Source organism: uncultured Eudoraea sp. (assembly GCF_947490415.1).
Classification (GTDB): Bacteria; Bacteroidota; Bacteroidia; order Flavobacteriales; family Flavobacteriaceae; genus Eudoraea.
In genome coordinates this window covers 777180-791710 of record NZ_CANLGX010000001.1, presented here as the reverse complement: position 1 = coordinate 791710, position 14531 = coordinate 777180, and the positions used below count along the sequence as shown (strand labels likewise).

16 protein-coding genes and 1 tRNA gene are annotated in these 14531 nt (G+C 38.7%); 9 read left to right on the top strand and 8 right to left on the bottom strand.

Annotated elements, in window-relative coordinates:
* Positions 1 to 99 precede the first annotated feature (99 nt).
* Together Q0874_RS03565 and dusB are read left to right on the top strand one after the other, a co-directional pair.
* Positions 100 to 2511, top strand: coding sequence for an outer membrane beta-barrel family protein (locus Q0874_RS03565; RefSeq protein WP_299159450.1), 2412 nt, complete (start codon positions 100 to 102; stop codon positions 2509 to 2511).
* Between the two features lie 53 nt (positions 2512 to 2564).
* Entirely contained in the window at positions 2565 to 3557 is a 993-nt protein-coding gene (dusB, locus tag Q0874_RS03560) for a tRNA dihydrouridine synthase DusB (protein ID WP_299159448.1), read from the top strand.
* Here dusB and Q0874_RS03555 read toward each other — a convergent pair whose 3' ends face one another.
* A complete protein-coding gene (locus tag Q0874_RS03555; protein ID WP_299159445.1) occupies positions 3558 to 4763 on the bottom strand; it encodes an FtsX-like permease family protein in 1206 nt (401 codons plus the stop codon).
* 164 nt (positions 4764 to 4927) lie between these two features.
* Positions 4928 to 5320: a 30S ribosome-binding factor RbfA gene (rbfA, locus tag Q0874_RS03550; RefSeq protein WP_299159443.1), complete on the bottom strand. Its 393-nt coding sequence runs from the start codon at positions 5318 to 5320 to the stop codon at positions 4928 to 4930.
* A gap of 60 nt (positions 5321 to 5380) precedes the next feature.
* Here rbfA and mce point away from each other — a divergent pair, with 60 nt between their 5' ends.
* The 4 genes from mce to Q0874_RS03530 all read left to right on the top strand — a co-directional run bounded on the left by mce (position 5381) and on the right by Q0874_RS03530 (position 7969).
* Entirely contained in the window at positions 5381 to 5782 is a 402-nt protein-coding gene (mce, locus tag Q0874_RS03545; protein ID WP_299159441.1) for a methylmalonyl-CoA epimerase, read from the top strand.
* A gap of 47 nt (positions 5783 to 5829) precedes the next feature.
* Positions 5830 to 6090: a GIY-YIG nuclease family protein gene (locus Q0874_RS03540; protein ID WP_299159440.1), complete on the top strand. Its 261-nt coding sequence runs from the start codon at positions 5830 to 5832 to the stop codon at positions 6088 to 6090.
* Between the two features lie 372 nt (positions 6091 to 6462).
* Positions 6463 to 6536: transfer RNA gene (locus Q0874_RS03535), tRNA-Ile, on the top strand.
* Between the two features lie 224 nt (positions 6537 to 6760).
* Complete coding sequence (locus tag Q0874_RS03530; RefSeq protein WP_299159437.1) at positions 6761 to 7969, top strand: site-specific integrase; 1209 nt, start codon at positions 6761 to 6763, stop codon at positions 7967 to 7969.
* A gap of 60 nt (positions 7970 to 8029) precedes the next feature.
* On the opposite strand, the gene Q0874_RS03525 is transcribed toward Q0874_RS03530, so the two are convergent.
* The 3 genes from Q0874_RS03525 to Q0874_RS03515 all read right to left on the bottom strand — a co-directional run bounded on the left by Q0874_RS03525 (position 8030) and on the right by Q0874_RS03515 (position 10899).
* The gene (locus tag Q0874_RS03525; protein ID WP_299159435.1) at positions 8030 to 8788 is read right to left on the bottom strand and encodes a DUF6090 family protein; all 759 of its coding nucleotides are present in this window, start codon (positions 8786 to 8788) and stop codon (positions 8030 to 8032) included.
* Between the two features lie 227 nt (positions 8789 to 9015).
* The gene (locus Q0874_RS03520) at positions 9016 to 10065 is read right to left on the bottom strand and encodes a DUF6090 family protein (RefSeq protein WP_299159433.1); all 1050 of its coding nucleotides are present in this window, start codon (positions 10063 to 10065) and stop codon (positions 9016 to 9018) included.
* Positions 10066 to 10134: 69 nt separating this feature from the next.
* Positions 10135 to 10899: a DUF6090 family protein gene (locus Q0874_RS03515; RefSeq protein ID WP_299159430.1), complete on the bottom strand. Its 765-nt coding sequence runs from the start codon at positions 10897 to 10899 to the stop codon at positions 10135 to 10137.
* 45 nt (positions 10900 to 10944) lie between these two features.
* On the opposite strand from Q0874_RS03515, the gene Q0874_RS03510 reads away from it, so the two are divergent.
* Entirely contained in the window at positions 10945 to 11163 is a 219-nt protein-coding gene (locus Q0874_RS03510) for a hypothetical protein (protein ID WP_367275394.1), read from the top strand.
* A gap of 60 nt (positions 11164 to 11223) precedes the next feature.
* Here Q0874_RS03510 and Q0874_RS03505 read toward each other — a convergent pair whose 3' ends face one another.
* The gene (locus Q0874_RS03505; RefSeq protein ID WP_299159428.1) at positions 11224 to 12675 is read right to left on the bottom strand and encodes a LamG-like jellyroll fold domain-containing protein; all 1452 of its coding nucleotides are present in this window, start codon (positions 12673 to 12675) and stop codon (positions 11224 to 11226) included.
* Between the two features lie 60 nt (positions 12676 to 12735).
* On the opposite strand from Q0874_RS03505, the gene Q0874_RS03500 reads away from it, so the two are divergent.
* Complete coding sequence (locus tag Q0874_RS03500; protein WP_299159426.1) at positions 12736 to 12909, top strand: hypothetical protein; 174 nt, start codon at positions 12736 to 12738, stop codon at positions 12907 to 12909.
* 117 nt (positions 12910 to 13026) lie between these two features.
* Positions 13027 to 14094: a hypothetical protein gene (locus Q0874_RS03495; protein ID WP_299159424.1), complete on the top strand. Its 1068-nt coding sequence runs from the start codon at positions 13027 to 13029 to the stop codon at positions 14092 to 14094.
* A 110-nt stretch (positions 14095 to 14204) separates the two neighbouring features.
* Here the strand turns inward: Q0874_RS03495 and Q0874_RS03490 are convergent, their stop codons facing one another.
* Together Q0874_RS03490 and Q0874_RS03485 are read right to left on the bottom strand one after the other, a co-directional pair.
* Positions 14205 to 14384: a helix-turn-helix domain-containing protein gene (locus Q0874_RS03490; protein WP_299160099.1), complete on the bottom strand. Its 180-nt coding sequence runs from the start codon at positions 14382 to 14384 to the stop codon at positions 14205 to 14207.
* Positions 14344 to 14511: a hypothetical protein gene (locus tag Q0874_RS03485; protein WP_299160110.1), complete on the bottom strand. Its 168-nt coding sequence runs from the start codon at positions 14509 to 14511 to the stop codon at positions 14344 to 14346. Before Q0874_RS03485 ends, Q0874_RS03490 begins: the two co-directional genes overlap by 41 nt.
* Positions 14512 to 14531: the final 20 nt, after the last annotated feature.

Genomic DNA, 14531 nt, shown 5'->3' with positions numbered 1-14531 from the left:
GTGCAGGGCGAACCAATGAGATAATTAGAAACAATCACCTCCCTTTTACATGTATAACGTAAATTATTTTATAGCTTTACGGACTAACCTACCAATATTGTGAGATTCCCCATACTATTTGTCTTAGGAATATTACCCTTAGCCATGGCCAGCCAGACCTATGATGTGGTTGGATCTGTAAAAGATACAGACGGGAAACCACTTCCATATGCAAACGTGATACTTCTGAAGGCATTGGATAATACCCAGGTAAATGGAACTTTAGCGGATGAATCGGGACACTTTATTCTGGAGGACATCCCAGAAGACGTATACTATTTGCAGGCAAAATACTTCGGGTATAAGTCTACCCTGGTGGCATTGGAAATAAAAAGAAATATACAAATTGGCGCTCTTATCCTGGAGCCCGACAGCGAATGGCTGAATGAGGTAGTAGTTACAGGTCAGAAGCCTACGATAGAGCGAAAGGCAGACCGGATTATTTTCAATGTTGAAAATACAGTAATGGCTGAAGGAAGCTCCTGGGACATCCTCCGCAATGCCCCGGGGGTCATACTCACACAGGACAATCTGGAAATACGGGGAACACCAGCGACAGTTTATCTTAATGATCGTAAAATACAATTATCCCCAACCGAAATCCAGGATTTTTTAAAGGGACTTTCCGGTGATATGATTTCCTCTGTAGAGGTCATTCCAAATCCCCCGGCCAGTTTTGAAGCGGAAGATGGTTCCATTCTCAATATCCGTACCAAGGAGAATATAGTGCCTGGTTATAAAGGCAACATAAGGGGTCTGTATACACAGGCTGTTTTTGCTAAATACAACCTGGGAACCAGTCATTATTACAAAAATGACAAAATCAGTATTTTTGCCAATTATGTGTTCAATCCGAGAAAAGAATTTAAAAGGTCAAACAACCGAATTAACTTTATTAATGATCAGGAGGATGTTTTTGCACGCTGGAATACCGAATTAGAACAAATTACCCGTTCACAGGGTCAGCAAGCCAATTTGATCTTTGATTATAGGCCTAGTCAGCGCGATCTGCTAAATTTCACTTCCAACTTAACCTTTTCCCCAAATAAAAGATTTGAAAATGAACTGGCTACCGAAATGCGTAACAGCTCCGGAGTGCTCGATTCCACCCTACAAAATAATAGTACAATTAAAGATGACCTTGTGAACCTTGCCTTTGATCTCAATTATGAACGCAAGCTGAAAAAAGAGGGTGCCACATTAAAGGCTAATGCGCACTATACGTATTATGAACTATCTCGCCAGCAAGAGGGATCCAGTGATTATTTTGATGCTGCCGGAGCCTTTATGCGGAATTTTACTTTTGCTACGGATGCCCTTCAGGACATCAATATTTTTACAGGGCAATTAGATTTTATTACGCCCATAAAATCGGGCATTTTTGAGAGCGGACTAAAAGGCTCATGGATTGAATCTAAAAGCGGGATTGATTATTTTGATGTAAATGATACGCAACCCCCCTTTGACATCGCCTTGTCCGATAATTTTAATTACAGAGAAGGGGTGTTTGCCGGCTATGCCAGTCTTTCCCAGGACTGGAACAAATGGTCTCTTAAACTTGGCCTGAGGGCGGAACAAACCGACATAGAATCGAATTCGGAAACAACCTTGCAGATCAATACGCAGAACTACTTTGAATTATTTCCGTCTTTCTACCTTTCCAGGAAATTAGGGAAAGCCAACAGCCTTAGCTTTGATTATAGCAGAAAACTTACCCGGCCTAACTACGCCGACCTGAACCCATTCCGGTATTTTCTTAACGAGAATAATTATATTGAAGGGAACCCAAACCTGGTTCCCAATTTCAGCCATAATTTTAACTTAAATTATACGATCAAAGACACTTATTTTATAGGCCTATATTACAGAGATAATGGACGATATATAAGTAGTTTGACTTTCCAGGACAATCAAAATCAGATCTTAAGAGAGACCAGGCAGAATGTGCAGGAAAGCACCTCTTATGGACTGGATTTTACTATTTCTACTTCTATTACCCCGTTTTGGTCCATGTATTTTTATAACTCCCTTTTTTATGAAGACGAGACCTTTTTGGCTGAGGAAAGTACTATTGAAACCTATACCAACCAGGTGACCGGTTATTACGGGTATCTGAATAATTCATTTACTTTATCTAAAGACGGGAGTTTTACAGGGGACCTTTCTTTAACTTATGTAAGCCCGTTTCTGTATGGTGCATATAAAGTAGACGAAACCATTTCATTGAATATTGGATTGCGCAAAACTCTATGGGATAACAGGGCGGTGATTTCCCTTATTGCGGAAGACCTTTTACGCCGGGCTAATTACACTTTTACAACCCGCTATGCCAATCAGGATAATTCCTTATACGAGGCCCCGGAAAAACAATTTGTACGCCTTGGCTTTACCTATAACCTGGGGAATTACCGACTTAACAAAACCGATCAGAACATAAAGAAAAGTGAGCTACAACGACTGGAAAACGAATAAATTTCCAATAGTTTCTTCTTTATTTTTAATTTTGTCGCGTTAAAAGATAACAGATGCCAAAAATTGGTGACATAGTTCTGCCGGAATTTCCCTTATTACTCGCTCCCATGGAGGATGTGAGTGACCCTCCTTTTCGGGCACTTTGCAAGGAGCAGGGGGCAGATTTGGTGTATACCGAGTTTATATCTTCGGAAGGCCTTATACGCGATGCGGCCAAAAGCGTAATGAAGTTGGATATTTATGAAAAAGAGCGGCCTGTAGGGATTCAAATTTTTGGAGCAAACCTGGATTCCATGTTGCGTTCGGTGGAGATTGTGGAGAAATCTAAACCCGATATCATTGACATAAACTTTGGCTGTCCTGTGAAAAAAGTAGTTAGTAAAGGCGCGGGGGCGGGTATTTTAAAGGATATAGATTTAATGGTCTCCCTTACGGCGGCCATGGTTAAGCATACCCACTTACCTGTTACCGTTAAGACCAGGCTGGGATGGGATCACGATTCCATAAAAATTGTTGAGGTTGCGGAACGGCTGCAGGATGTGGGCTGTAAAGCCATATCTATTCACGGGAGAACCCGGGCACAGATGTATAAAGGCAGTGCAGACTGGAAACCTATTGCTGAGGTAAAAAACAACGCAAGAATGTATATTCCTGTCTTTGGTAACGGGGATGTGAATACGCCGGAAGCGGCCAGGATCATGCGTGATGAATACGGACTGGATGGGGCTATGATTGGCCGTGCAAGCATAGGCTACCCCTGGTTCTTTAAGGAAGTAAAACACTACCTGAAAACAGGGTCACAGCTTTTGCCTCCCACGATGGAAGAACGCGTACAGGCTGCCCGAAGGCATTTGCAGATGGCCATTGACTGGAAAGGGGAGAAGCTGGGGGTTTTTGAAACCCGAAGGCATTACACCAATTATTTTAAGGGCATCCCGGACTTTAAAGAATACCGGATGAAAATGGTGACCAGTGATGCGGCCCCGGATGTTTTTGCGGCCTTTGATGAAGTGCTGGAGAAATTTGGAAACTATCAGTTTGTATAATCAGGCCAATAGTTTTTTGGTAACCCTGCTGCTGGCAATTTTCGAAGCAATAATCCCTAACACCACAATAGTTGCCAGTACAATTAACACATTCATTAGTTTGTATTCTACAGGATAGGCCAAAGAGGGGGTTATTTTTAACCACCCAAAAGCCAACTGCGACCAAATAAGCAGAGAGGCAAGAAGCAAACCAATAATTCCACCAAAGCTGGTTACCAGTATTCCCTGAACAAAATAGATACGACGCAATTCCCGTATAGTCGCACCAAGGTTGTAGAGCGTTTTGGAATTCTGCTGCTTGTCCAGGATCATCATGATAATTGCCCCCACGACATTAAACAGGGCAATGATTAAAACCAGCGTAAAAATCAAATAGGTAGCCAGGTTTTCGGTATTCAGCATCCGATATAGCGCATTGTTGAGCTGACGCCTGTTTTTTAGGACTATTTTATCGCCAAGTACAGCAGTGATTTGGTTTCGGACATCGGCAACATCTGCCAGAGGATCCAGGCCGAAATTAATTCCGGAGATTTGGGTATTGTCTTTTTCCAGGATTACCTGCGCCAGGGCGAGTTCTGTAAAGACGTATTTATTATCCAGGTTTTCTTCAAGAGCATAAACCCCGCTTACCACTACGGGCATTTCGTTATAGGGTTTTTCACCAAAGTTCTGTTGATTAAGCGATCCTTTTCCAGGTTTTGGTGCCAGTATCTGTAAAGGGTTCTGATAATCGTTTATGGTTAGGCCAAGCAAACTCGCAATACCAAGGCCCACAACGGTTTGTTGGTTTTTTAGGGCCCAATTACCCCAATAAATAGCACTATCTACCTTAGTAGCAACTCTATAGGCGGTATCCACGCCTTTTATATAGGCCACACAGCTTTTTTGCCTGTGCGTAAGATATACCTGCTCTTCCAATTCTTTGGAATAGGAAACCACCCCGGCTATCTCTAAAAGCTTTTGTTCTTCTTCCGGGCCAAGGGTAAAAAACTTCCCGTTTTGTGCAGTCGCTTTTAGGTCGGGGTCAAAGATGTTGCTAAAGGAAAGGCTAAACGTTTTAAGTCCGGAAAAGCCTGATAGTACCATAAAAAGGGCTGCAGACCCTATGACGATCACCAGGAAGGTTATAAAATTAATAATGTTCACCGCATTCTGGCTGCTCTTAGAGCGAACGTATCTTTTTGCTATATAGAAGGGAAAATTCAAGTTAAGTGATTATTTGAAATTTAATTCATTGCTTTTTTGTGATTCCTTTTGCGTACTACGTTGTTAAAATTTTAAACCATAGCCCTGCTATCCTTAAAAATTTTGCCTAGTATTCCATCAAAAGTAATCTATAAAAACTCCAACGACAAAACTCCAAACAATCACTAGGATTTTTTTCTTCTTGGCAGCAGATCAGGATTGGTAATGGGGTTTTCATCGCCTTTCAGAGATTTATCAATGTTCTCTATATAGTCCAGAGAATCATCCAGGAAGAAAGACAATTCGGGCATGCGCCTTAATTGGTGTTTGGTAAGCTGCGCCAGCTGGTGTTTTATAAGGGGTTGGTTAGATCTGATCCCTTCCAGAAGCTCATCCGCTTTTTTTGTAGGGAAGATGCTCACATACACCTTGGCAATAGAGAGGTCTGTAGTTACATAAACTTTAGAGACAGAAATGAGGGTGCCATGCAGGCCGCCATCGGTTGCTGCGCGCTGTAAGATTTCGGCAAGATCTTTTTGAATGACCCCGGCAATTTTTTTCTGTCGCTGTGTTTCCATAGGGCAAAAATACGTACTTTAGAGGTTACTAAAAAACAATCCCGAACAAGTTGGTAATCCATGAATAAAATAGAACATATAGGCATTGCCGTAAAGGACCTTGAGGCATCAAATCTTGTGTTTAAAAAACTATTTGGCGCTCCCCACTACAAATTAGAGGAAGTGGCCTCAGAAGGGGTTAAGACCTCGTTTTTTAAGGTGGGCCCCAATAAGATTGAGTTGTTGGAAGCCACGAGGGAAGACAGTCCCATTGCCAAGTATATTGAAAGGAAAGGAGAGGGGATACACCATATTGCTTTTGAGGTAGAGGATATTGCAAAAGAAATTGAGCGCCTTAAGGGCGAAGGCTTTATAGTGTTGAATGAAACCCCTAAAAAAGGGGCAGATAATAAGCTGGTGGCTTTTTTACACCCAAAGAGCAGTAATGGCGTTTTGGTGGAACTTTGCCAGGAGGTGAAGTAGCAGAAGTAGTGTTTTGTTCTTGCAGGCTTATCCACCAATTTTGACATATGAAAGTATATGTTCTTCGAAGCGAAAAGGATGGCAGGTATTATGTTGGAATGAGTTCAGATATTGAAAAAAGGCTTATTGCTCTTAATTCCGGAAGAACAAAAAGCACAAAGGGGTATCGCCCATGGGTTTTGTTACATCTTGAAGAATATCCAGATAGGGACAGTGCCAGAAAAAGAGAGAAGTATCTAAAAAGTGGCTACGGAAAGCAGTGGCTTAAATTGAAATATTCAGACGTTCATAAAAAACAGAAAAATTAAAGGTGCTACCTACCTAATTAAGGCAGGCGGGCCTGCCCACCTGTTGGTACGGCAGGCGGGTAGCTCAGCTGGTTATCTACCTGCCTGAAGGCAAGGCAGACAGGGAGCACCTGACTCATAATTGTAACATTGATTTTGAGATTTGGAATTTAATTACGGTTTATCGAAATTAGAGTCGCCTTCATGAAGGGAAGGTGTATGTGTGACTCAGCAGGTTTTCTACCTACAAAGAAGTTGCAGCATAGTAAAATAAATAGTAATATTGCAGTCCAAAATTTGGTATTGACCGGTCCTATCCCGAAGTAACCTCAGATACTTCAGGTCTCGTAGCTCAGGTGGTTAATGTTTTTTGAAATGCGCATTTGCGAAATTGGTCCTATAGCTCAGCTGGTTAGAGCACCTGACTCATAATCAGGGGGTCCCTGGTTCGAGCCCAGGTGGGACCACTTATAAAGAAATCCAGTCTATTTATTTAGATTGGATTTTTTGGTTTAAAGTGTTGATTTACAGCGCATAACCGCATTATAAGCACTGACTGCACTTTCCATCTAAAAGTCAACTTGTCAAGTTTTTAGGTAAAAAAAGGGTACCTATTCGGTTCCCACTTTTAAAAAAAGGTTCCCATTTCCAGAATTGTATGCCAATTGTTTAACATTAAAATCAATTGGTTATGAGTAAGCAAAAATTATCCATTCGTTATGTAATCAGTATTGCAAAAACGAATAAAAGGGGCTTATGCCCTATTTCATGTAGATTAACCCTAAATGGTATAAGAAAACCTTTTGCAACAGGTTTATTTATTAATCCAAAGGAATGGAACTCCAAACAACAAAAGGCTATCTCTATATCGAATAGAGGAAGTCAGATTAACCGGCAGTTAGAAATTATAACTGCCGAGATAAGCAGAACATATTTACAGTTACAATTAGCGGGCGATGAATTTTCAGTTGAGGATATTTTTAACAACTACATTGGAAAACCAACTGCTAAGGATGTTGGAACAATTGAATATTTCAAGGAATTTTTGGACAAGAAGAAAAAACTAATTGGGATAGATATTCAGCTAGCCACATGGAAGAAGTTTAACTATGCCTACTCTCAAGTACAAGATTTCATTAAATGGAAATATTGCAAACATGACTTTCCTTTGAGTAAACTAAAGCTCCAGTTCCTACATGATTTTGAATATTATTTAAAAATAGAAAGGAACCAAAGCCAGGTAACCATAAATAAGTGCATCCAGCGCTTCAGGAAACCCATTAAGGAGGCTCTAGGCGAGGGATACCTGGAAAAGGACCCATTTGTATTACACAAACCAGGAAGGGTCAGAAAAACCGTTGTTTTCCTTACCAAGGACGAGCTAGAAAAGCTTGAAAAGCATCATTTTTCGCAACCAAGGCTACAGCTGGTCAAAGACCTATTTATATTTTGTTGTTATACGGGCTTGGCATACAACGAAATGGCAAATCTAAAAAAGGAGCATATCATTAAAGGTTTTGATGGGAATGAATGGATCCAAATGAAAAGGCAGAAAACAGGCAAGATGATATCTGTACCCTTATTGCCCAAGGCAAAGGCCATAGTAGATTATTACAAAGAAGTTGGCAACTTGGCACTTCCTAAATTCAGCAATCAAAAGATCAATTCCTATCTAAAGGAAATAGCAGAAATTGTAGGCATTAATAAAGCCATTAGCCACCACATGGCAAGAAAGACATTTGCCTCAACTGTGCTCCTTTATAATGATGTTCCTATGGAAATAGTGAGTGAGTTGTTAGGGCATTCTAGCATTAAGATTACCCAGCAGTATTACGGAAAGATTGTTCAAAAGAGGATTAGTGAGGAGATGAGGAGGATAGCTAGCAAGATTCAAAAGTGAGAAAACTATTTAAGGGATTTAGCGGAAGAAGCAGATCATTGGTTGAACTTACATTACGAATTACTCCATCTTTTCAAGGCGGATTATTAAGTCTGTAGAAAGCTTTTCCAATTCCTCGAAATACCTATCACGGAATACTGCATGTTTTGTCAAATAGATGCCCGAGGCATATAAAATTATTCCAAAAGCATCCGAAGTAGGGTCGTTTAGGTATCCAAACAGTTCTTCAAACCCTACGTCGGTCTTCTCCGATAATATCTCCATTTCATAAGCATTGGGGGCATTATGATGCATAACATTTAACACGTCTACTGTGTAGGCATTAAATTCGGTAATATGGTTGGAAGCCTCTTCGCACTCTCTGTAATACTTTATAATTAATGATTTCAATTCGGGATCTGTAATTAAATCCATTTTACCCGCGTTGAGCATTTCGGAGTATGTTGAATTTTGTATGGTCAACATTTCTGATTCGTTAAAAACCCGAAATATATCCCAGAGAGCTATTGCCTCCTCCAGGGATTGTTGCTTTACAAAAAGCTTATCTCGGAATTCTATACAAGCATCAGTATATCGATTGGCTTCATCTATGCGCATTTTGAAATAGGCATTATCAACTTTTAGGTCTTCACGTAGTCTTGACAAATATTTCAATTCGTCGACACGCTCCTGCCTTCCTTCATTCCAGTTATTGACCTGCAGAGCGATCAATATCCCAATGACCACCAACACGATCTCACCCATGGCATAAAGCATGTATTTACTGAATTTATTTTCAGTAAGTAATTGTTGTCTAATTTTTCTAAAGAAGTTGATCATGTGCGGCAGTGGTTGTTCCTACTAATTTACTTAAATAATTGGTTTGGAAAGAAATGTTAGCGTGTTCTGGCATTAAGATCACTCAGGAATATTATGGAAAGATTGTACAGAAAAGGGTCAGTGAAGAGATGAAACGTATTTCAAAGAAGCTCAAATAACCTTAGGATATCCTTATTTTGTACTGGTAGTCAGAGGCAGTAATTTGGAGAAAGAAGCGGAGCATGACTTTAATCTATTTTATTAAAATAGGGTCTTTCTTGAGCTCCATTACCATAAATACCAACCATTATTACTCCCTCTATTTCATTGGTCTTGCCAATAACTAACTGCCATGGTGGAACATATCCTGAACGAATAAAATGCGTTTTTGAATACGGGTAAATGGTTGAAGTACGAATGAGAGAGTCATTTTGATAAACATGTTGAATCAAATTATTTTCACTACCCCTAACAATATCCATAGTAATATTTCCCAACTCTGAATGTTGATATTGATAATGCCCTAAATAATGATTGAAATCATTAAGATCTCTCTTTACAATTGGATTTTCTTCCAATCCCAAAAAATCTGATATAGCCTGATAGATTTCACCTGCTTTGTATCTAAATGATGAGATTCTGTATAAATGTAATTCGTAACTTATTTTTGATACATCATAAACTGCATTTAAATAATAAGGTTCATTGAGGAAAAATTCTATCATTTCCTCTGTTATTAACTCAGCTCTATAGTCAGAGAACCAACTTTGCTCTTCTTTTATTTTATCTTTGAAAGCATTGGCAATATCTGCTGTGTAGGATTCAAATTTATCAATTGACAATTTGTCTATGGAATAGAGCTCCTTCAACCTTATTAGTAAAGAATCCTGATCAGATGAAATAATTTTGCCATTCTCAAGTAGATTTAAAAAGTCATCAGCCACTATATCCGCAAATGTGTAATCCCAAGGCAATCCCTTGTATAACTGATTATTTTCATAATCCTCAGAAGTGACTTTCTTCTTTATGACTTTGTAAATGAGGGAATCTCTTTCGAAATAATAATCCAGAACTATGTCCGTACGCTTAATATTTTGTAGCAATTCTTTACGTGCCTGAGTCATTAACCCCATTGTCACTAATTCCCGTTTCTGCTCCTCATTCCAATTATTGATTTGTAAAGCAATCAATATTCCAATGACCACCAACACAATTTCCCCAATAGCATACCTCATGTATTTTAAAGGTTTGTTATCGTCGGCAAGTTTCCTACGGATTTTTCTAAAGAAGTTGATCATTTATATTTATTAGATGGCTAATATTATTTATTGACAGGCATATTTACTATGTATAGAATTCCATTTTAATTAATTCTCTATCTCTTCCTCAATGACCTCAATCAAGTCGGATGATCTGTTTTTTAAGTCATTAAAATACCCCAGGAAAACCTGATGCTTCGCCATGTAAGTTGATACATCTAATTCAAGGGATTGAAATTTGGGTGAATACGGATCATTAATAAAATCCCATTCTCCATGCGAATTGAAATCATGTCTTACGTAAAAGTCGTTCTCGGGAAATACTCTAACAGTATAGGGAGTATTTCGATACATATTAAGAAGTACTTCAACAGAAAACTCGTTGAATTCCTGAATATGTTTTACAGCCCTTTCAATTTCGCCATAATACATGATCAAATCATTTTTTAAAACTACATTACTAATTACATCCAGTTTGCCTGAACTAATCAATTCAATAAAAGCGGAGTTTTGGGTCGTTAGTAGCTCAGAATTCATTCTAAACAATTTAAACAGGTCTTGCACTTCCTTCAAATTTTCCTGTTCTTTATGCATTTCGATAATAAATTTAGTATGGGATTGCACAAGTTCCTCAGAGTCGTGAATGCGTCTGTTAAAATATGTGGTATCAATAACCAGGTCTGATTTTAGTCTGTTTAAAAATTGAAATTCCAAACTTTGAATCTTCCTCTTCTCATTCCAATTATTTATTTGAAGGGCAATCAAAATTCCAATAACGACAAGTACAATTTCTCCGATGGCATAAAGTAGGTATTTACTGAACTTGTTTTCAGTCAGCATTTTTTGTCTGATTTTTCTAAAGAATTTTATCATTGGTTAGCGGTTGGTTGTTCCTCCCAAGGTAATGAATTATAAAATATGGCTAGAAAGACATATGCATCTACTGTAATGCTTTATAATGATGTTCCAATGGAGATAGTCAGTGATCTATTAGGTCATTCAAGCATTAAAATTACCCAAGAGTATTATGGTAAAGTTGTGCAGAAGAGGCTTAGTGAGGAGATGGGGAGGATAGCGAAGAAATGTATTAATACAGATTCAATAAAGAATGAAATAAAAATTCAGAGACAGAGTTAAAATAATAAAGCCTAATGTCTAACCCACATTAGGCTTTAATCAAAAAGTTCAAAAAGCTATCTAATTATTACTTGATTGGTAAATGTTGGTAACCTCTGCTGGAGTCAATGGACGATTCCAAATTGCTATGTCGTCGATGGAACCATTAAACTCATAAGCATCCCAGCCGCGACCGATTAGTAATGGACTTCCCGTACAATTGTCAATTACACCAGAGGCAAATGTTTGAGTTGAAATATTTGCTCCATCAATATAGATAATAGACTGATTACCGTCATATACATAAACAAGATGATGCCAAATATCATCATTGACAACTTCTGTTACTTGATTCCGTTGCCAACCCAGTCCTGGATTATTACAATTGTTACCGTTTTTAACACTACAGTCGATTTGATTTACACTATTGTAGTTTAAGGCAAGGGAATATTGCTCATTAAATGCAGTATTCAAGTCTGTTTTATAAAGTAATGATTGTATAGATACTTCACTAGTTTTAAACCAAACAGAGACGGAGATATAATCTGGACGAAGGGATACATCATCAGGCACTTCAATATAATCATCTACTCCATCAAAACCGAAAGCAGCGTTTGTGTTATCGAACCTATCATTGGTTAATACTGGCCCGTTGATGGTACCATCATTTGCGTTTCCGCTTTGGTCATTGGAATTTCCGCTAAAGGGATACCAGGCTGCCAGGCCATTTGTGGGAATATAATTTGGAATTTGATTTGACGCACATCCATTACTATCCACATTTGCACCACTTGCAGTGTCTGGGCATTTATCTAATATGTCAGGCACCCCATCTCCATCTGTATCTCTTTCATTATCCGAGCATCCATCTGTACCAACTGTTTCACCACTAGGGGTACTCGGACAAATATCCAAATCATCAGTTACTCCATCCCCATCTGTGTCTTTTTGGGAATCAGAACAACCATTGGAATCAACAGATTCACCAGAAGGGGTATCGGTACAAGTATCTAAGTCATCTGTCACTCCGTCTTCATCGGTGTCTTTCTGCGAAGTTGAACAACCGTTTGTATCTACCGCTTCACCACTAGGGGTATTACTACAGGTATCTATATCATCTGTCACTCCGTCACCATCCGTATCAGATTGAGTTGAAGAACACCCATTGGCATCCACAGTTTCACCACTTGGGGTATCGCTGCAGATATCTATGTCATCAGCGACCCCGTCACCATCGGTATCTCTCTTAACAAACGTGGCAGTGATATTTTTATCGGAATCTATAGTAACAGACACTGTGTTTGTTGTGCCAGTTGCATCACCGCTCCAATTTATGAAATCATAGTTTTCAGATGGGGTGGCGATTAGGGTAAAAGTCTCACCAGAATCAAAAGTTCCTGAGGAAGGAGAAACAGAGCCTCCTTCGATAGGGGAAATAGTTGTGTTAAGATTATAACGTTGTATTGCGTCGTCATCTGAACAACTACTCAATACTAAGACAAGAATCAATATTTTAATTACGGAATGTTTCATAATAGGTTGGATATTTTTTTTAAAACTATGACGAGATTATTGAAACATGAATAAATTGTTGTGAAACCAGGTATTTTGTATGGCAATACAACAGTTGTGCCCCAAAAGGAACTTATTGGCGAACTGCTTGGGCACTCGAGTATAAAGATTCCCCAGAAGTACTATGGCAAAGTAGTTCAGAAGAAAGTTAGTGAAGAGATGGAGCGGATTTCAGGAAAACTTGGCTCTTCTTAAGGGCAAGTGCTAAAGTCAAACGAACGAGGAAGACCATCAACCTCCCCTCTCCCCATTGACATTTATCATAGGATATGATTTGGTCTGCCCCTACCTTTGAAGGTCAAGCCAACTGTTATGCTTCATTTCTTCCGTAAAATCCGTCAGCGACTTTTAACTGAGAATCGGTTTACCAAGTATCTGCTCTATGCTGTAGGGGAGATTATCCTTTTAGTGATCGGGATATTGATAGCCATCCAGGTGGATAATTGGAATGATGAACGAATCGCGGCTGATAACACTAAGCAACTTTTCAAGGAGGTTAGTGACGAGCTAGTGCAGAATATCAAAAATATAGATAGATTGATAGACCTCAATCTTGCAAAAGATTCTCTTTATTTCAAAGTACTTAACAGAAAGGTTGGACCCGAGGACTATGAAACGAATCCGAAGTTATTTCTTTTTGCCTTTGAATGGTATAGAACGGGGCTTATGGATGAAGACTTTGATGCCCTGATTGCAGAAAAAAATAATCTCACCGAATTACAGGATTCGCTGTTTTCAGAACTAAAAGACTTATATGGCACAAGAAAGTATAATACGGACCAAGATGATCGAATGATCAATGACGCCCATCTTGATTGGAGAGATAGAATCGCAAATGAGCAACCCTGGTGGTCCAACTATGTAAAAAGCTGGGGATATACCGATGAAAATAAGGATAAAATAATCGAGTATGCTTTAACGGATCCAATCTATTTAAATAAACTTGCTGAGGTTAGGAGTAGAGAGGGAGGGCATTTAAACGGAATAATTTGGTTTAGAACAAAAGCATTGAATCTCTATAATAGGATTGCAGAGATGCTGACCATAAAAAAAGACACCTTCTTACTTAAAGACATTACAAAATATGACAATATTAAAGGTGTATATAAATATGACAATGAGGAAAATAAGTGGGCTATTCAAGGTGAAAATGAATTGAAATTTAAATTATTCGTGAAAGATTCACTTGTGGAAGAATGGGATATTCATCCATACGACAATACCCATGTGTTATTCTATAGTAAGGATAGACCAGGAACGGATAATGTGGGTATATGTAGGGTTGTAAGTGGCGAGAATGGGAAGGTTTTGGGTCTGATCACGATTTTGGATATGAGAGAGATAAATGGAAACAGGGCAATGGCGAAAAAAATAGAGTAAAACATTCACATTTTTATACTCTCACACCTCTCCTCCAATCCCAGGGTGGAATCGGATTCGCAAAAGTCTTCATCCTATATCCCATATTATTAGTCCGACAAACTAGCTATTCAGCAACGAGGTGTAAGTTTAATTAAAGCTTCTTCAATTTCGATTCTCTTGTAATACACCCTATTCCCAATTCCATAAGAAGGTAATATCCCTTTCTTAGACCAATGCCATAGAGTTGAAAGGGATATTTTAAGATATTCAGCTGTTTCTTCTCTTGTTAAAAGCTCTATGGACTCCAACAATACCTGAATCAACAGCTTTGTTATACTTTTCTATTAGATCTTCATTAGATAATTTTTGAAGGCTTTCAAAATTCTTTACAAATTGTGCTTTGTCACCTTCACGAGAAATAAATACATGTTTCATAATACATTATTTTAAAAGTT